The organism is Pseudomonas sp. SWRI77, assembly GCF_014269105.1.
Classification (GTDB): domain Bacteria; phylum Pseudomonadota; class Gammaproteobacteria; order Pseudomonadales; family Pseudomonadaceae; genus Aquipseudomonas; species Aquipseudomonas capeferrum.
The window spans coordinates 45,987-63,292 of record NZ_JABWRV010000016.1; the positions used below are offsets into that span (position 1 = coordinate 45,987).

At 64.5% G+C, this 17,306-nt stretch carries 17 protein-coding genes; 6 read left to right on the top strand and 11 right to left on the bottom strand.

What is annotated here, in order from left to right; translation table 11 throughout:
* Positions 1 to 3: 3 nt before the first annotated feature.
* Together HU766_RS16375 and HU766_RS16380 are read right to left on the bottom strand one after the other, a co-directional pair.
* On the bottom strand, positions 4 to 2,181 hold the full coding sequence (locus tag HU766_RS16375) for an FUSC family protein (protein WP_186658798.1): 2,178 nt from the start codon (positions 2,179 to 2,181) through the stop codon (positions 4 to 6).
* Entirely contained in the window at positions 2,178 to 3,707 is a 1,530-nt protein-coding gene (locus HU766_RS16380) for an efflux transporter outer membrane subunit (RefSeq protein WP_186658801.1), read from the bottom strand. The genes HU766_RS16375 and HU766_RS16380 overlap by 4 nt, the downstream gene beginning before the upstream one ends.
* Before the next feature lie 191 nt (positions 3,708 to 3,898).
* Between HU766_RS16380 and HU766_RS16385 the strand changes: the two genes are divergently transcribed.
* Positions 3,899 to 4,846 (top strand): LysR family transcriptional regulator, encoded by a 948-nt coding sequence (locus HU766_RS16385; RefSeq protein WP_033702895.1) that lies wholly within the window; start codon positions 3,899 to 3,901, stop codon positions 4,844 to 4,846.
* A gap of 115 nt (positions 4,847 to 4,961) precedes the next feature.
* Positions 4,962 to 5,936 carry a D-glycerate dehydrogenase gene (locus tag HU766_RS16390; protein ID WP_033702896.1) on the top strand — a complete coding sequence of 325 codons (975 nt, stop codon included), beginning with the start codon at positions 4,962 to 4,964 and terminating at the stop codon, positions 5,934 to 5,936.
* Between the two features lie 9 nt (positions 5,937 to 5,945).
* Here the strand turns inward: HU766_RS16390 and HU766_RS16395 are convergent, their stop codons facing one another.
* Positions 5,946 to 6,842: a DMT family transporter gene (locus HU766_RS16395; protein ID WP_186658804.1), complete on the bottom strand. Its 897-nt coding sequence runs from the start codon at positions 6,840 to 6,842 to the stop codon at positions 5,946 to 5,948.
* Positions 6,843 to 7,023: 181 nt separating this feature from the next.
* Here HU766_RS16395 and HU766_RS16400 point away from each other — a divergent pair, with 181 nt between their 5' ends.
* Positions 7,024 to 7,899 carry an AraC family transcriptional regulator gene (locus tag HU766_RS16400; RefSeq protein WP_186658807.1) on the top strand — a complete coding sequence of 292 codons (876 nt, stop codon included), beginning with the start codon at positions 7,024 to 7,026 and terminating at the stop codon, positions 7,897 to 7,899.
* Between the two features lie 36 nt (positions 7,900 to 7,935).
* Here HU766_RS16400 and HU766_RS16405 read toward each other — a convergent pair whose 3' ends face one another.
* From HU766_RS16405 to HU766_RS16430, 6 genes are all read right to left on the bottom strand, one after another.
* A complete protein-coding gene (locus HU766_RS16405) occupies positions 7,936 to 10,326 on the bottom strand; it encodes a TonB-dependent receptor (RefSeq protein ID WP_186658810.1) in 2,391 nt (796 codons plus the stop codon).
* 116 nt (positions 10,327 to 10,442) lie between these two features.
* Complete coding sequence (locus HU766_RS16410; RefSeq protein ID WP_186658813.1) at positions 10,443 to 11,426, bottom strand: FecR domain-containing protein; 984 nt, start codon at positions 11,424 to 11,426, stop codon at positions 10,443 to 10,445.
* Positions 11,423 to 11,998: an RNA polymerase sigma factor gene (locus HU766_RS16415; RefSeq protein WP_033702901.1), complete on the bottom strand. Its 576-nt coding sequence runs from the start codon at positions 11,996 to 11,998 to the stop codon at positions 11,423 to 11,425. The genes HU766_RS16410 and HU766_RS16415 overlap by 4 nt, the downstream gene beginning before the upstream one ends.
* A gap of 4 nt (positions 11,999 to 12,002) precedes the next feature.
* The gene (locus HU766_RS16420; protein ID WP_186658816.1) at positions 12,003 to 12,329 is read right to left on the bottom strand and encodes a DUF3325 domain-containing protein; all 327 of its coding nucleotides are present in this window, start codon (positions 12,327 to 12,329) and stop codon (positions 12,003 to 12,005) included.
* On the bottom strand, positions 12,329 to 13,906 hold the full coding sequence (locus HU766_RS16425) for a PepSY-associated TM helix domain-containing protein (RefSeq protein WP_186658819.1): 1,578 nt from the start codon (positions 13,904 to 13,906) through the stop codon (positions 12,329 to 12,331). Before HU766_RS16425 ends, HU766_RS16420 begins: the two co-directional genes overlap by 1 nt.
* On the bottom strand, positions 13,903 to 14,208 hold the full coding sequence (locus HU766_RS16430; protein WP_186658822.1) for a DUF3649 domain-containing protein: 306 nt from the start codon (positions 14,206 to 14,208) through the stop codon (positions 13,903 to 13,905). The genes HU766_RS16425 and HU766_RS16430 overlap by 4 nt, the downstream gene beginning before the upstream one ends.
* Before the next feature lie 246 nt (positions 14,209 to 14,454).
* Between HU766_RS16430 and HU766_RS16435 the strand changes: the two genes are divergently transcribed.
* Together HU766_RS16435 and HU766_RS16440 are read left to right on the top strand one after the other, a co-directional pair.
* Positions 14,455 to 14,802, top strand: a complete 348-nt coding sequence (locus tag HU766_RS16435; RefSeq protein WP_027595269.1) for an HPF/RaiA family ribosome-associated protein — start codon at positions 14,455 to 14,457, stop codon at positions 14,800 to 14,802.
* Positions 14,803 to 14,924: 122 nt separating this feature from the next.
* Positions 14,925 to 15,215, top strand: a complete 291-nt coding sequence (locus HU766_RS16440) for a DUF3509 domain-containing protein (protein ID WP_033702905.1) — start codon at positions 14,925 to 14,927, stop codon at positions 15,213 to 15,215.
* 16 nt (positions 15,216 to 15,231) lie between these two features.
* Here the strand turns inward: HU766_RS16440 and HU766_RS16445 are convergent, their stop codons facing one another.
* Positions 15,232 to 15,702: a phosphate-starvation-inducible PsiE family protein gene (locus tag HU766_RS16445; protein ID WP_012274137.1), complete on the bottom strand. Its 471-nt coding sequence runs from the start codon at positions 15,700 to 15,702 to the stop codon at positions 15,232 to 15,234.
* A gap of 232 nt (positions 15,703 to 15,934) precedes the next feature.
* On the opposite strand from HU766_RS16445, the gene HU766_RS16450 reads away from it, so the two are divergent.
* On the top strand, positions 15,935 to 16,198 hold the full coding sequence (locus HU766_RS16450; protein ID WP_033702906.1) for a YebG family protein: 264 nt from the start codon (positions 15,935 to 15,937) through the stop codon (positions 16,196 to 16,198).
* Positions 16,199 to 16,254: 56 nt separating this feature from the next.
* Here the strand turns inward: HU766_RS16450 and HU766_RS16455 are convergent, their stop codons facing one another.
* Positions 16,255 to 17,274 (bottom strand): Glu/Leu/Phe/Val dehydrogenase, encoded by a 1,020-nt coding sequence (locus HU766_RS16455; RefSeq protein WP_186658825.1) that lies wholly within the window; start codon positions 17,272 to 17,274, stop codon positions 16,255 to 16,257.
* Between the last annotated feature and the right edge of the window lie 32 nt (positions 17,275 to 17,306).

The window sequence follows — 17,306 nt, forward strand, 5'->3', positions numbered from 1 at the left end:
ATTTCACGGGGCATTGTGCAATCCTTTCGCCGGTGCCAGCGGCGACTGAGGGTCCAGCAGGGAAGAACGGATGAAGTGCAGGTAGCTTTGCGCGCGGCGCAGCACCGAGGTGTCGAAGTGCCGGGCGAACGGCTCATCGGTGGCCTGCACGCGGCTGATGGCGTGGTCCACCGCCACCAGGGCGCGCTCGTGGTTGCTGGCGCTGGGCTGCAGGAACAAGCGCGCCAGCGCCCGGCCCATGACGCGAATGGCCTGACGCCACGGCTGGGATTCGGCATACGCCGGATGGATCGGCGCGCGGGCCTGCTCCTTGCGCAGTTCGATGATGGCGTGGCCGACCTCCAGCACGGTGAACATCCAGCCCATCAGCTCGCTCTGCACCTTCGGTTTGCCGGCCGCCAGGCCATAGGCCTGGTGCAGCAGGTCGCGGGTGCGGCTCTCGAAGGCCGAGCCCAGGCCTCGCAAGCGGCCGCTGATGGCGAACAGCACCTGCTCGCGCAGCTCCTGCTCCAGCCGGCTCCACAGCCAGCGGCTGTTGGGCGGCAGGATGATCGCCCCGGCTGCGGCGCAGACGAACATGCCGATGACCATGCCGATGTAATCGTTGATGAAGGTGTAGGGGTCGTAGACGGTCAGGTTGTTCGGCACCGAACCGATGGCGAAAAACACCAGCAAACCGATGCCGTAACCGGCATAGGCAGGCCGCGACGAGAGGAACGCCCCAAGCACGAAGACCGGCGCCAGGACCATGCACAGCAGCGGGAAGCCGTCGATCCAGGGGAATACGAAGAACGTCTCGAAGAAGCCGACAAAGGCCCCGATCGCCGTGCCGCAGGCCATCTGGAACGACATGCGCTTGGGGTTCGGCGAAGCCGCCGACAGGCCCACGGTGACCGTGGCGATCAGCGTCATCATGCCGCCGCTGGGCCAGTCGCTGAGCAACCAGTAGCTGCCCAACAGCAACAGCACCGCCGAAGCGCGCACACCGGCCGCCAGTGACACCAGCCAGCTGGTCTGCGCCACATAGGGCTCGTCCCACTGCTCGCGCTGATGCGTGTGCGCGGCCAGCGAGGCATGGGTCTCGGCATAGCTGTACATCTCGTCGACGAAGCGGTAGAGCAGCTCGAAAGCGGTATGGAAGTCGAGCAGGTCGGACTCGCTGGGTGCGGTCTGCTGGTACTCGGTGCGCAGCCCACGCACCTGGGCTTGCAGGCCCTCTTTATAGGCGGCCAGCTCCAACGTCAGGCGCAGCGCGTCCGAGTCGGTCAAGGCGCGGCCCACGTAGGGTTCAAGCAACGCGACCAAGGTGTTCAGGCCGGGCTCGATGGCGCTGACGATCTGCAATGGGCCACGTGCGCGCAGGCGTTCGAGCAACCGGTGCAGGGCGTTGAAGCGCGTGGTGATGGCCATGAATTCGCTGTTCATGCGCACCAGCCGGCCAGAGCGCCTGCGCATGTGCGGGTCTTCGAAGGCGGTGACGTTACGCAGGCTCTCCAGGCCCACGGCCTCGGCAACGAAGCGCACGTTGCTGGTTTCGAAACGGTCACGCTGGCTGTCGCCACGCAAGGCTTCGACCACCACCCCGGCAAACACGCCGAAGCGCTGGTACAGGGCGTTGCGCATGGCCGCACTGGCCGACTGCGGCAAAATCGCGGCGCTGACAAAGGTTGAAACGAGAATTCCCAGGGCGATCTCCAGCACCCGCCACACAGCAGCCATGAAGGCCTGGTCGGGGTGTTGCAGCACCGGCAAGCCGATCATCGCTGCGGTGTAGCCGGCCAGCACGAAACCATAGGCACGGAAGGTGCGGTAGCGCATGGCGCCCGCCGAGCACAGGCCGACCCACAGGGCCAGGCTGGGCAGGAACAGCTCGGTGTTCTGCGGGAAGATGGCGATCAACGCAACCATCATCGCCGAACCTGCCAGGGTGCCGAGCACCCGGTAGAAGCTCTTGGCGAACACGTGCCCGCTTTGCGGCTGCATGACGATGAACACGGTGATCATCGCCGTGCGCGGCTGCGGCAGTTCCAGGCGCATGGCCAGCCACAGGGTGATGAAGGCGGCAGCCAGCACCTTGAAGATGTAGACCCAGGTCACACCATCGGTGCGCGCCCAGGCAAAGAAGCCCCGGCGCCACTCCAGGCTCTGCAGCCAGCGCACGGGCAGACTGGAAGTGCTCATTCGGCGTTATCCGGCTGCTTGTCGAAAACGGCCAGGGTGGCCGGGGTTTTCGGCGCAGCCTGGCGCCCTGGCTGCGGCACGTCCTGGCCCGCTTGCAGGCCGCCACCCAGGGCTGTGACCAGCTCGGCATGGGCGACCAGGCGGGCGGCCTGCACCTGCTGCTGCACCTGCTGCTGACGGAACAGCAAGGTTTGCGCGTTGAGCACATTGAGGTAGTCGGTCAGGCCACGCTGGAAGGCGACCATGGCGATGTCGTAGGTCTTCTGCGCGGCGGCGACCGATTCGGCGGCGAAGTGCGACTGTTCTTTCATCGACTCACGGCGGATCAACTGGTCGGAAATGTTTTTCAGCGCTCCGATCACGGTCTGGTTGTAACGCGCCACGGCCATGTCATAGCCCGCCGAAGCGACGCCCAGCTGCGAGCGCAGGCGGCCACCGTCGAAGATCGGCAGGCTGATGGCCGGGCCGACGTTGTAGTTGAACTTGCGCCCGGTGAGAAACTCCAGCGGGCCGCCGCCGGTGGCCATGAAGCCCAGGCTGCCGACCAGGTCGACATTGGGGAAGAAGCCGGCATGCGCCACGTCGATGCCGCGGGCTTGCGCGGCCACCTGCCAACGGCTGGCCACCACGTCCGGGCGCTGGCCCACCAGTTCGGCGGGCAGTGCCGAGGGCAGCTTCAGCGGGTCGCCGAGGGTCAGGCTCGGGCGCTCGATCTGCGCGCCGTCGCCCGGCCCTTTGCCGGCCAAGGCGGCCAGCTGGTTGCGGGTCAGGGCGATGTCTTCGTTGAGGCTGTCGAGCTGGCGATGGGTTTCCGGCAGCGGCGCTTGCGCCTGGCTGACTTCGAAATGGGTACCGATGCCCGCGTCCAGCCGGCGCTTGGCCAGGGCCAGAATCTGCTCTTGCTGCTCGAGCTCGGCCTTGACGATATCGCGCTGGGCAAAATGCAGGCTCAGTTGAATGTAGGCACGCACCACGTTGCTCTGCAGCTCGAGCTGCGCCTGACGGGCCTCGGCCACGCTCATGTGCGCCTGGTCCACGGCCTGTTCACTGGCATTGCGTTCGCGGCCCCAGAGGTCGAGGGCATAGCTGAAACCGAGGGCGGCATTGTTGTCCCAGGTATTGGCGCCCGACAGCGCGCCAGGGCCGTAGAACGGGTCCTCAGGCCAATTGTGGCGCTTGAGTGACGCCTGGCCGTTGGCCTGCAGTTTTTCCGCCGACTCGACCACACCGGCCATGGCCTTGGCCTCGCGCACCCGCGCCATGGCCATGGCCAGGTTCGGGCTGCCTTCGACGGCCAGTGCAACCCAGCGGTTCAGCTGCGGGTCGCGGTAGGCCTGCCACCACTGCTGGTCGGGCCAGTGCGCGTCAGTGGCGGCTTCGCGTATCGCCGCGTCGGTCGTCAGGGTGTTGGCGTGCAACGTCTTGCTTTGCGGGGCGATGCCCCAGGTTCCGATACAGCCGCTCAAGGTGAGGCTAAGGGCACAGGCACTGAACACTTGAAGCGTTCTGATGATGCGACGCGGCACAGCTGCGATTTCCCGAGGAAGAGGTGGAGGGGCCGAGCAATTCTAGGGGGCCGCAGGACTGGCGATAAGCGCATATTCCTGCGAATCTTTGTTACCAAACGCGCGATAATCAGCCTTTGGTCGAAGGTAACTTTTAATAACTTCGTCGTTACTTCGTGACACAATTTTGTCCTCTACCTTGAGAGCGACCCATGGACACCCTGCAAAATATGCGTGCTTTCAGTTGCGTAGCCCAACTTGGCAGCTTCACGGCTGCGGCGGCGCAGCTGGATACGACCACCGCGAACGTGTCGCGGGCGGTCTCCAATCTGGAAGCCCATCTGCAAACACGGCTGCTCAACCGCACCACCCGCCGCATCGCGTTGACCGAGGCTGGCAAGCGCTACCTGATGCGCTGCGAACAGATTCTTACCTACGTTGAAGAAGCCGAAGCCGAGGCCAGCGACGCCCATGCCCGCCCGGCCGGGCAGTTGAAGGTCCACTCGATGACCGGGGTCGGCCAGCATTTCGTGGTCGATGCCATCGCCCGCTATCGCGAATCGCACCCGGACGTGACCTTCGACCTGACCATGGCCAACCGCGTGCCGGACCTGCTCGACGAAGGCTACGACGTGTCCATCGTGCTGGCCACCGAGCTGCCGGACTCGGGCTTCGTGTCGCAGCGCCTGGGCATCACCTACAGCATCGTCTGTGCCTCGCCCGCCTACATCGCGCGCAACGGCATCGCGCACAAGCCTGCCGACCTGCTCAAGCACGCCTGCCTGCGCATGGTCAGCCCGGTGATTCCGCTGGAAAAGTGGCTGTTCGACGGCCCGGAAGGCCAGGAAATGGTCAACATCAGCACCTCGCCGTTCCAGGTGAACACGGCAGACGCCATGAAAACCGCAATCCGCAGCGGCATGGGGGTGGGCGTGCTGCCGATCTATTCGGCCATCGAGGGCCTGCGTGATGGCAGCCTGGTGCGGGTGCTGCCCGAGTACCGGTTGCAGGAGCTGAACCTGTACGCCATCTACCCGTCGCGCCAGTACCTGGATGCCAAGATCAAGACCTGGGTCGAGTACCTGCGCAACTCGCTGCCGGAAATTCTTGCAGCCCATGAGGCAGACCTGAAAACCCATCAGGTGCTGATCGCCAACTGAAAGTAGCTGCAAGCCATAAGCTTCAAGCCGCAAGAAAAAGCAGATCGTCGCAAGCGCGGCTTTTTCTTGTGGCTTGAAGCTTGTAGCTTGTAGCTTTTCTTGTGGAAGTTGCCCGATGAAAAAGACCGTCCTGGCCTTCAGCCGTATCACCCCGGCCATGGCCGAGCGCCTGCAGCAAGACTTCAACGTAATCCTGCCGAACCCCAAGCTCGGCGACATCAGCGCCCAGTTCAACGAAGCCCTGCCCGAGGCCCACGGGCTGATCGGCGTCGGCCGCAAGCTTGGCCGTGCGCAGCTTGAGGGCGCGGCCAAGCTTGAGGTGGTGTCCAGCGTCTCGGTCGGCTACGACAACTATGACGTCGACTACTTCAACGAACGCGGCATCGCCCTGACCAACACCCCCGACGTGCTGACCGAAAGCACCGCGGACCTCGGCTTCTCGCTGATCATGGGCTGCGCCCGGCGCACGGCCGAGCTCGATGCCTGGACCAAAGCCGGCCAGTGGCAGGCCACCGTCGGCCCGGCCCACTTCGGCAGCGATGTGCACGGCAAAACCCTGGGTATCGTCGGCATGGGCAACATCGGCGCCGCCATTGCCCGTCGCGGGCGGTTCGGTTTCAACATGCCGGTGATCTATGCCGGCAACAGCCGCAAGACCGCGCTGGAGCAAGAGCTGGGCGCGCAGTTGCGCAGCCTGGAACAACTGCTGGCCGAAGCCGATTTCGTCTGCATCGTGGTGCCGTTGTCCGAGGCAACCCGCAAGCTGATCGGGGCCCGTGAGCTGAAGCTGATGAAGCCAAGTGCCTTCCTGATCAACATTGCCCGCGGCCCGGTGGTCGATGAAGCGGCGCTGGTCGAGGCACTACAGAACGGCACTATTCGCGGCGCCGGCCTGGATGTGTACGAAAAAGAGCCGCTGAGCGAGTCGCCGCTGTTCAAGCTGCCCAATGCCCTGACCCTGCCGCACATCGGATCGGCCACCGCCGAAACCCGTGAGGCCATGGCCAACCGGGCAATGGACAACCTGCGTGCGGCGCTGCTGGGCGAGCGGCCGCGCGACCTGGTTAACCCGCAGGTGTGGAAGGGCTGAGGTTTCCACCTAGCGTGCCAACACGGCAGCCGGCTTGAGCGAAGGCTTGCGAAACACCAGCACGTTACCCGCCATGACCGCGACGAGCCCCAGCAACGCTGGGGCCGTCCATTGGTACCCTTCGGCAAACGCCGACACGTTCAACGCCACCAACGGGAACAGCACCGTGCAATAGGCTGCCCGCTCCGGCCCCATGCGCCCGACCAAGGTCAGGTAGGCGGTGAAGCCGATCACCGAACCCGGGATCACCAGGTACATCAACGAGCCGATGTAGCGGGTGTTCCATTCCATGGCGAAAGGGATGCCGTTGAACAGGCAATACTCGGTCAGCATCGCCGCGCCATAGACCATGCCCCAGGCATTGGTGGTCATGGGTTTGAGCCCGGCCTTCTGCTGCATGCTCGACAGCATGTTGCCAGCCGAGAAGCACAGCGTGCCGAGCAGCGCCAGGCCGAGGCCGTACAAGGTTTCACGACTGGCCGCATGGTGGCCGAGTTCGGGCCAGAACAGCAGGCCCAGGCCCAGCAGCCCCAAAGCGCCGCCGCCCAGCACATTGGCGGCGATCTTCTGGCCGAAGAACACCCGCGCATTGAGTGCGTTCCACAAGGTCGCGGTGGAGAACACCACGGCGATCAGGCCGCTGGCGATCCACTGGCTGGCGGTAAGAAAGCACATGAAGTTGACGCAGAACAGGCACAAGCCCTGCGCCAGGCAGATGAGGTGACCGCGGCGATTCATCGGTTGCAGGCGGCGGGTAAGCAGCAAAATGGCGAACAGGATCAGCCCGGCCAAGGCGAAGCGATAGACGATCGATACCGGGATGGCGACCACGCCCAGTTGCAGTTTCAGGGCGATCCAGGTGGTGCCCCAGATCAGGACGGTGAGCAAGTACAGGGACAGGTTCATGGCGGTGGTTCCTTGGGCCTTTCAAGATCGGTGCCCCGCGAATCGAGGGCGCAGCCCTCGCCGAGGCCCTCAGTGTTCGCCCTGCTGGCCCCTTCGCGCTTGCACAAACTTGCGCTTTTGTATTGCAGCTAGCTGCCTGCACGGCGAACTCGCAGTACGATGGCGCTCAGAGGAATCGCCCATGACCCCACTGTCCCAGTTGCAAGTGTTCAACGCCATGCACGCCTCGCCCCATGCCCGCCTGGAGCTGAGCGCGCACCTGGGCGACGGCCTGGCTGCGGCACTGTGGCGAAACCGCGACGATGCCCGCGACTACCAGGCGCCAAGCCATCACACGCTGTCGTGCTACATCGCCGATGGCACCGGCACGTTTCGCCGCCAGCGCCCGGCCGACAAGGGCGCGCCGAACAAGCTGTGCGTCATGCCGGCCGGCCACGAGTCGAACTGGGTGGTCAATGGCGAGATCCGCCTGGCCCACCTGTACATCAGCGAGGCGCAGTTCGCCCTCGGCTGTGTGCGCCTGCTGGACCGCGAACCGCGCGAGCTGCAGTTGCAGGAGGCGACGTTTCTCGACGACCCGCAGCAGGCGCTGCGCTTTCACCAATTGATCAGCCTGGCCTGGGATGAACCCGGCGAGCGCTTGCTGGCCAGCAGCCTGGCGCACGAGATCGTCGACCACGCGGTGCTCAGCCAGGTTGGGCTACGTGAGGGCTTGCGGTTGAAAGGTGGGCTGGCGCCGAACCTGCGTCGACAGTTGGTCGAATACATCGAGGCGCACCTGGACCAGCCCATCACCCTCGGCGAGCTGGCGGTGCGCTGCAATTTGTCCGAGCACCACTTTGCGCGCATGTTCCGCAGCAGTTTCGGCTTGCCGCCGCACCAGTACCTGCTGGCTCGGCGGCTGCATCGGGCTTGCCAGTTGCTGCGCCTGGGCCAGTTGCCACTGGGCGAGGTTGCGTTGCTGTGCGGGTTTGCCAGTGCCAGCCATTTCAGCAACCGGTTTCGTCAGGCACTCGGGGCCACGCCCGGCGCCTATCGTGCAGCCTTCACCCTTTGATGGGGCCGCTTTGCGTCCCTTCGAGGGGCAAGCCATTCAGAATTCCAAGGTGCTGGAAAGGCTCACCTGCCGCGCATCCCCCACCGCCACGAAGTACTGGTTCACCGCCGAGCTGTAGTACACCTTGTCGAACAGGTTCTTCACATTCAGTTGCAGGCGCACGTTGTGTTCGTCGAGCTTGGTCTCATACGTGGCAAAGGCATCGGCCACGGTATAGCTCGGCAGGTCGAAGGTGTTGGTCGCATTCCCCGCACGCTCGCCCACATAACGGGCCCCGGCACCCAAGCGCAGGCGGTCAGCGCCGAACAGGCTGCCAAAGTCATACACCGCCGACAACGAGCCGCTGTGCCTGGCCACGTTCTGCAGGCGGTTGCCTTCAAGGTCAGGGTCTTTGGTCACCTTGGCATCGGTAAAGGCATAGCTGCCGATCAGGCTCCAGCGTTCGCTGAGCTGCCCGGTCAGGTCCAGCTCGACACCGCGTGAATTGACCTCACCGGCATTGCTGTAGACCGTCTCGCCGGTGCCGCTGTCGAAATTGGCCACCAGCACGTTGCGCTTGGTGATGTCGAACAGCGCCAGGGTACCGGTCAGGCTGCCCGGCATGTCGAGCTTGGCGCCCAGCTCCCACGACTTGCCCTCCTCCGGCGCCACCGAGGCGTCCAGCACCACGCCGCCGGTCAGCGGCGCAATGCTGGAGTTAGGCTTGAACGACTCGCTGTAACTGCCATAGAACGACAGCTGGTCATCGACCTTGTAGACGATACCGGCATGCGGCACCCAGGCCTGGCCGCTGGTGTCGGTATTGGCCTTGAACGGGCGGCCGCGCCCGGCGTACTGGTCGAACTGCTGGAAGCGCGCGCCGGCCACCACAATCCAGTGGTCGTCCAGGTGCACCGCGTCCTGCATGAACAGGGCATCGGTGCGCAGTTTGTCGGTCTGGTCGCTGTCGCTGGCGCGCACGCTGCTGCCCTCCACTTCCTGGCCATACACCGGGTTCACATAGCTGAAGCTGGACTGCGCGGTCTGGCGAATCAGGTCGCCACGAAACACCTTGCGGTCTTCGTGATCGATACCGAGCAGCAGGTCATGCTGCAGGCCGCCCAGCTCGACGTTGCCCGCCAGGCTGACGGTAGCGAACTGGTCGCGGCTCATGGCGTTATGGGTGCCATCGATGCTGCGCGTCAGCGTGCCCTTGGCCTCGTTGACCCCGGTCACACGGACCTGGCTGGCATCGTAGGTTTCGCGGTTGAAGCTGTAGCCGAAGTGCAGCTTCCAGTCATCGGCCAGTTGATGGTCGACCTCCAGGCGGTACAGGTCGGAGCGCCCTTGCATGTCGTTGAACGGCTCGTCCAGACGACGCGTGGCCGGTATGTCCAACGGGTGGCCGTTGCTGCCAAATGCCGTGCCGCGGTCGAACGGGTAGCGAAACTCGCGGTGCTCGTAGGCCAGCACCACCTGGGTGTCCTCGCCCAGCCAGGCCAGCGACGGCGCCACCAGCGATTCACGGTGCACGCCGAAGTTGCGCCAGTAATCCTCATCCTCATGATCGACGATCAGCCGGTAGGCGAACGGGCTGTCGCCCAGTGCCCCGGTGCTGTCGAAGCCGCCGCCGCTGCCGTTCTTGCCGCTGCCATAGGTCGAGCCGCGCACGGTCAGGGCGTTGTACTGCTGCAGTTGCGGGCGCTTGCTGACCACGTTGATGACACCGCCCGGGTCCTGGATGCCATACAGCAACGAGGCCGGCCCCTTGAGCACCTCGACCCGCTCGGTACTGGCGTTGAGGCTGCGGCCCTGCACGATGGGCATGCCGTCACGCATGATCGAACCATCGCGGTTGTCACCGAAGCCGCGCTTCATCACGGTGTCGGAGGTGCCGCCGAAGTTATTGCCCTGGGTAATGCCGCTGACATGGGTCAAGGCGTCATCGAGGTTACGTGGGGCCTGGTCACGGATGACCTGGGCCGGGACTACGTTGATCGCCTGGGGGATGTCCTGGTTCGGGCCTTGGCCACGCATGATCGAGGCACTGGCCGGGGGCTGGTAGCTGTAAGCGTCCATTTGCGAGGTCACAGTGGTGGCCTGCAGGTTCAGTGCCCCATCGGTGCCCACTGCTTCGAGGGTCAGGGTGCGCGCATCGACGCGGCGCCAGGCCAGGCCGGAGGTGCCCAGCAATTGCTGCAGCGCCTGCTCGGCGCTGAACGTACCGTTGAGGGCGGGTGCTTGCACGCCTGGAAGCTCGAGGGTGTAGACCACGCTCTGGCCGGTGGCACGGCTGAAGGCATTGAGCGCCTGGGCCAAGGGCTGGCTCGGTTGGGCGAAGGTGTACGCCTGCATCTGCTCGGCGGCCCTGGCCAGCGGTGCGATGGCGATGACCGGGAACACTGCAAGACCGAGCCAGAGGGGGACGCAACGCGGGGTGAACTTCATGGACGCTGACCTGTAAGTGGGTATTGACTGCGAATGAATCGCACTTCCACTCATTACACGGATGCCACGTCCTGTTACCTCATCCGTTATCTGAAAAATTTTTGCGCGACCGGTGCCTAGCGGATAAGGGTCAAACGCCCGAATACGGTCTGCCGCGAAAAGCCCATCACCTTGCCGAGCGAGTCGAGCGCCGCCAAAGGCTCCTGCACCGGGAAACTGCCACTGACCTTGCGCTGCCCCAACGCTCCATCAAGCAACAGGATGCGCCCCGGGTAATAGCGCCCAAGGTCTTCGACCACCTGCGCCAGCGGCACCTGGTAGTAATTCAGCCAGCCCTGGCGCCAAGCCAGGCGGCTCTCGCTGTCCACGCTCAGGGTGCTGCCCGCTCGGCCGCCAACGTAGGCCAGTTGCTGATTGGCCGTCAGTTCACGGGCAACCTCGCCTTGCACCGGCGTCACCGCCACACGCCCACTGCGCACTGTGACTTGCGCGCCATCACCCTGCTCACGCACCTCGAACTGGGTGCCCAGCACCCGCACCTCGCCGCCCGCGGCGGCTACCAGAAACGGCTCACCCGTGTGGGTGACCTGGAAGAACGCCGCCCCGCGCAGCAGCCGTACTCGCCGCTCGCCGTGCGCGAAGTCGACCGCAATGGCGCTGCCCGCGTCCAGTGTCACTTGCGATTTGTCGGCCAGGGTCAGCTGGCGGACGTGCTCTGTGCTGCTGTGGTCGGCCTGCAGGTCCTGCAACCAGAAGCCGGGGTGCCAACCACCCACAACGCCGACCGCAAGCACCAGGCAGGCTGCCGCCGCCAAGGCGGTGACACGTTGCCGCCAACGGCCTTGGGCAGGTGGCCGGGCGATGGCATCCAGGTACTGCTGCAGGCCTTCGCGCTCTTCATCGGCCAACCGCGCCGCCGGCACCGCGCTCATCTGCCACAGTGCCTTGGCCTGGGCATAGGCTTCGCGATGCCCCGGGTCGGCCAGTAACCAACGCTTGAACGCCGCGCCCTGGGCTTGCTCAGGCTGCTCGTTGATGCGGATCAGCCACTGCAGGGCGGCTTGTGACTGCGCGGCAGTGATCGAATTCGGACGGCTCATCGACGGGCGCTCCCTGGCCTGCGCATGGTGGACGCGGGCTCGGCGATACTCGCCTTGCACGCTTCGAGGGCGCGCATCATATGCTTTTCCACAGCGCTCTGGGACAGTTGCATGGCCGTGGCAATCTCGCTGTACGTGCAGCCGTGGATGCGGTTGAGCAGAAAGATCTGCCGCGTACGCGCGGGCAAGGCACGCAATGCGGCTTCGATGCGTTGCAGGTCGTGATCGACCTCCAAGGCTTGCTCAGGCTCCGCGGCGCTGGCTTGCTCATCCACGGCGTGGGTGGCTTCTGCCACGCGCTCGCGGCTGCTTTCACTGCGCAAGTGGTCGATGGCGAGGTTGCCGGCACAGCGCAGCAGGTAGGTGTCCAGTGCCTCGACCTTGACCTCGGGGCGGCGCCAGAAACGCAGGAACAACTCCTGCACCAGGTCCGATGCCGTAGCCCGGCAGCCGACGCGGCGGTTGACCAACGCTTCCATGCGCGCCCGCTGCGCCAGGAACACCTGGACGAAACGCGCGCGCCCGCTGGCGCTGTCGGCGTCAGGTTCGCGCATGTCTTGCGGCTGGCTCAAGCGCTCACCCCGCCAGCACAGCCAGCAGCGGGCCCAGCACCAGGCTCGCGGCGGCCAGGCCCAGCAACAGACGTGGCTGGTACGGCAGGACGAACACCCAGAGGGTCACCCCCGCCATCAACACCGCGCTCCACTCCACCAGGCCATGGCCCCAGCCCCGCAGGTGCACGCTGAGTACCAGCGACAGCATCAGCAGCAGCCAGCCAGCGACCCGCAGCAAGCGCACCTGTTGCGGGCGCGGCTTGCACCCAAGCAGGTCGCTGAAGTGTTTTTCCATGGCCAGGCACAGGGCAGCGAAGCCTGCGAAGCCGATCAGCGCAATACCTAGCATCAGCCCACCTCGACCACGTCAGCAGCCGGTTTTTTTGCCACGCGCGAGGCGCGCTTGGCCACGGGTTTGGGGGCGCGCAGCATCTTGCTGGCCGCCCAGGCCAGGAACAGGCCGACGGCCAATGCCGTGAGATCGAACCCGGCCATGGCCCAGTCGCCAACCTGCAGCGAATGATCAAGGCCCTGGCCGGTGGTCAGGCCATTGACCAGCGGCAGCAAGGCGAACGCCAGCGCGCCCAGCGCCAGTTGCTCACCCCAGGCGCGACGCCCGGGACGCAACACGGCATGCACCAGCGACAGCAGCCAGGCCAGGAAGAAGGCGTTGACCTCCCAGTCGGCGCGGCCTTCCAACGCCACAGGAACCAGCCGGTTGGCCCAGAAGAACCCCGCCACCGCCAGCAGCAGGCCGCTCATGCTGGCAATGTTGAGCACCTCGACCAGGCGTAACTCGCCTGGCATGTGCGCGCTCTTGGCATGCTTGAGCTGACGCTTGCCCAGCCACATCACCAGGCCTGTGCCGATCACCGCCGTGCCGGCCACACCGAACACGAAGTACAGCCAGCGCAGCCAGGGGCCCGCGAAATTGCCCATGTGCAGGCCGGCGAAGCTGAAGGCCGTCGCCATCGCGCCGCTCTCCGGCGCACCTTGGCTCAGCAGCGCGCCGTTGGTGCCGTCGAAGGTCCACTTGGCGCTGCGCTTGTAGGCGATGTTGTCGGCGGAGGCCTGGGTGAAGGTGACCTGGGCATTGCTGTCGCCGGGGTTGTGCAGCTGGATGTAGCCGATACGCGCACCTGGCACTTGTTCCTGAACCTTGGCGTACAGCGTCGGCAACGGCACCAGCGGCGTCGCGACGTTGGCCGCCTTGGGTGGATCGTCACGGCCGAACAGCTCGTTGAAGTAATCGCCGGTGTTGCCGCCGTAGCTGGCCAGGATGCCGGCAGGCATCACCATGTACATGAACAGCACCAGGCTGCTGTAGCTGATCATCAGGTGGAACGGCAGCACCAGCACACCGATTGCGTTGTGCCCGTCCAGCCACGAGCGCTGGCCCTTGCCAGGGCGGAAGGTGAAGAACTCCTTGAAGATTTTCTTGTGGGTGATGATCCCGGTGACCAGGCCTACCAGCATGATGAAGGCACAGAAGGTCGACAGCCAACGGCCAAGCGGATACGGCATCTCGAGCTGGAAGTGGAAACGGTAGAAGAACTCGCCGCCGCGGCTGTCGCGGGCCTCGACCGGCTGGCCGGTCTGCGCGTCGAGGCTTTTGCTGACAAAGCCACGCCGCCCGGCCTCGGGGTCACGCCAGCTCACGCTCAGCGCAGCCTCGCGGGCATTGGGCAAACGGATCATCCAACTGCCGGCGTGCGCGGCGTTGGCCTCCAGGTAGCGCTGGGCCAGGCCTAGGCTGTTGACCGGGTCGAGCGCATGGCGGCGCACTTCGGGCTGGGACCAGTGGTTGATCTCTTCCTTGAAGTACGACAGCGTGCCGGTGAGGAAGATGGCAAACAGCAGCCAGCCGAAGATCAGGCCGGTCCAGGTGTGCAGCCAGGCCATGGCCTGGCGGAAGCCTTCTTTCATGGGGTTTTCATCCAGTAGGCAATCCCGCTGGCCATGGCCATCAGCAGGCTGGGCAACAGCACGCCCAGCCAGGCACGCCAAGCGCTGCGGCAAGCGAAGCACCAGATGAAGGCCAGCAGGTAGAAGACGAACGACAGCAGCAAGCCGATGAGCGTCGCGTCTACCCGTGACAGGGGCGCCAGCAACGCGATGCAGGCACTGGCCATGGACGCCAGCAGATAACCGCCCAACACCGCGGCCAGGCAACGTGAAGCCACGGCCAGGCGGTAGCTGAGTGGGAGGCCGGCGGCTTTGCTCTTCATGGCGGAGGTCCGGGCATTTTCGGGGCTGCAATAGTAATGATTTCAATTCTCATAAGCAAAGCATTGCCTGTAGCGCAGGAGGTTGCGGGGCCCTCAACGTGCATTTGCAACAAGAAATTTATTTTCAAGAAGGGCTTGAAATCATGCCTCGGTTGCCTGACCTTAGAGTCAAGAGGCGCAGAAATTCCAAAGGTCTCAAGGGCCTAGGCACGCCTCCATGCGAGCAAGCTGAATAAGGATTGAATCATGCAAATCCAGGTCAACAGCAGCAACCATATCGAAGGTAACGCCCGGCTCGACGAGTGGGTCCGCAGTACGCTGGAAAGCTCACTCGAACGTTACGAGGACGACCTCACCCGCATCGAGGTCCACCTGCGCGACGAGAACGGCGCCAAGCCCGGACCGCATGACAAACGTTGCCAAATGGAGGCTCGCCCGAAAGGCCACCAGCCGATTTCCGTGACCCACACCGCCACCTCGCTGGACCAGGCGGTCGATGGTGCCGCCACCAAGCTCAACCATGCGCTGGAACACTTCTACGGCAAGCTGCGCAGCAAGCGCGGTGTACTGGAACTGAGTGACCCAGACGCCTGATGGTTACAACAAAACGCCCGGCCTAGAGCCGGGCGTTTTCGTTTCTGCCGATCAACGGCGCTGAACCAACGAGGTTTTTGTCGGGTCAACCTGTGCAATCCATTTGCTGCAGAAGCATGACCATGAACAACCCATTCGAACTCATCAGCGCCGCCTTCGCCCCCGAGTACCGGGTCAACCTGAGCATCGCCAACCTCGATGGCAGCATCATGCTGACCCTGTCCGACGACGCCGGCGTGGTCGCCAAGCGCCTGATCAGCCAGGCCCAGCGCAACGACCCGGTGCGCCTGCAGCGGGTCATCGACAGCATCCGCCTGGGCCTGGCCATAGAACTCGGCCAGAACCCCATGCAGGTGCTTGCCGCGCTGACCCGTGATGCGCAACACGCGCCGCGTCACTTCGTGGCCAACTAGGGTTTGGCCTGGGGTTTTACTTGCCCTCCTCCACTTCCTTGCCGTTGGCATCCAGCACCTTGGTCGAGGGATAGCGGTACGAGGCGTAGCGCACCACCAGGATCGAGAACGCCAGCAGCAGGATGCCACCGCACAGGTACAGCAGGCCCTCATCCGGCGCCTTGTGATGCGAGACATCGCCGATCAGCAGGCGCGTCAGCGCAGTGATCGCCACGTACAGCAGGAAGCGGATGGGCATGTGGTTGGTCTTGAAGTAGATCCCCACCATGGCCCCCAGCTCCAGGTAGATGAACAGCAGCAGGATGTCATCGACACTGACCCCGCCCTTGCCGAGCATGTCCAGAAACGTCACCACCGCCGCGTAGGCAGTGATGGCGCCAATGCCGAACAGCGCCAGATAATGGAATGCCTCGACGCACAGGTTGCCCAGTGAGTCGGCCGAGCCGTGCAGGCCCTTGCGCAGCTTTTCAGCCCATTTGATGTTCACGATTGTCCCATTCCCCGATACGCCATGAAGGATGATGCGCCACCTCTGTGACGCTTGTGCCTTGCAGTTAAAGGGCCAAGCCCCCCGCTTTGGAAGGCGACCGATTGCCGCAAGGCACCTGTGGGCTACGCTTTTGCGCAAGATTCTGGTTGCGCAACGATGCCCGATGCCATTACTGTATATAGATACAGTAAAACGCAACCCAACCAGCAAAAAGGCATAGAGGTGATGAATGGCCGTCGAAGTGGTGTACCGCAGCAGCCGCGACCCGGAGCGCTTGTTCATGGATAAGGCCGAAGCAGATCGTCACGACAAGATGCTCGAACTGGCCGAGCGCCTGGCCGAAGTGCTGCACAAGGCGGTGCCATCGCTGACCGAGCAGCAGGTCGAAGAAGCCGGTATCTACATGGCCAAGAACCGCGATGTGTTCGCCCGGGCGTTCAAGAGCCAGCCAGACGCCTTGGCCGAGCTGCTCGATGGCCAAGCAGCCGAATAGTATCGCGCGCATTTGGGGAGCAGGTTTAACCGCTCCCACAGGCAACAACGCCGCACTCAACCGTAGAGCAACCGCTCCGCCAGCATCTGCGCCACCCGCGCCGGCGAACGTTTCTCCGCCTGGGCATGGCCAAACACTTCGGTCAGCCGCGTGGGAATACGCGCCAGGTGCGCTGTGATGGTGCTCAGGTCCTCACCCCGATGGGTCAATGCCACATAGATCAGCCCACCGGCATTGATGACATAGTCAGGCGCATACAAGATGCCGCGCGACTCCAGTTGGTCGGCCACCTGCAGGGTGGTCAGCTGATTGTTCGCCGCCCCCGCCACCGCCGCGCAACGCAGTTGCATCACGCTCTGCCCGTTGAGCACCGGCCCCACGCCACAAGGGGCGAAGATATCGCAGGGGGTGCTGATCAAGGCATCGTTGGTCACCGGGTGCGCATTGAACTGCTCGACCGCCAGTCGCACACGCCCAGGGTCCAGGTCACTCACCAGCAGCTCCGCGCCCGCCGCGTGCAACTGCTCGGCCAAGGCATAGCCAACGTTGCCCAAGCCTTGCACCGCAACCCGCAAGCCTTCCAGGTTGTAGCTGCCCAGGCGGGCATAGGACGTGGCGCGAATACCCGCGAACACCCCCATGGCGGCATGCGGTGAAGGGTCACCCGAGGCTGTGGTGCTGGTCACATGCGGGGTACTCTGGGCGATGCAGTCCATGTCCACGGTCGAGGTACCGCTGTCTACGGCGGTAATGAAACGCCCCTGCAGGGTGTCGACGAAACGGCCGAACGCCTCGAACAGCGCAGCGCGGTTTTCGACATGGGGGTTGCGCATGATCACCGCCTTGCCCCCCCCCAGCGGCAACCCCGCCAGCGCGGCCTTGTAGCTCATGCCTTGGGCCAGGCGGATCGCGTCGGTCATGGCGCTCTCGTCATCGGCGTAAGGCAGGTAGCGACAACCGCCCATGGCGGGGCCCAGTTGCTCGCTGTGGATAACCACCACGGCCTTGAGCCCCGTGGGCGGGTCGATGAACAAGTGCAACGAGTGGGTACGGGTACTTTGCATGAGTGCGAACATCGGCGGGCTCCCCAACGAGGTGCTCCTAGCAG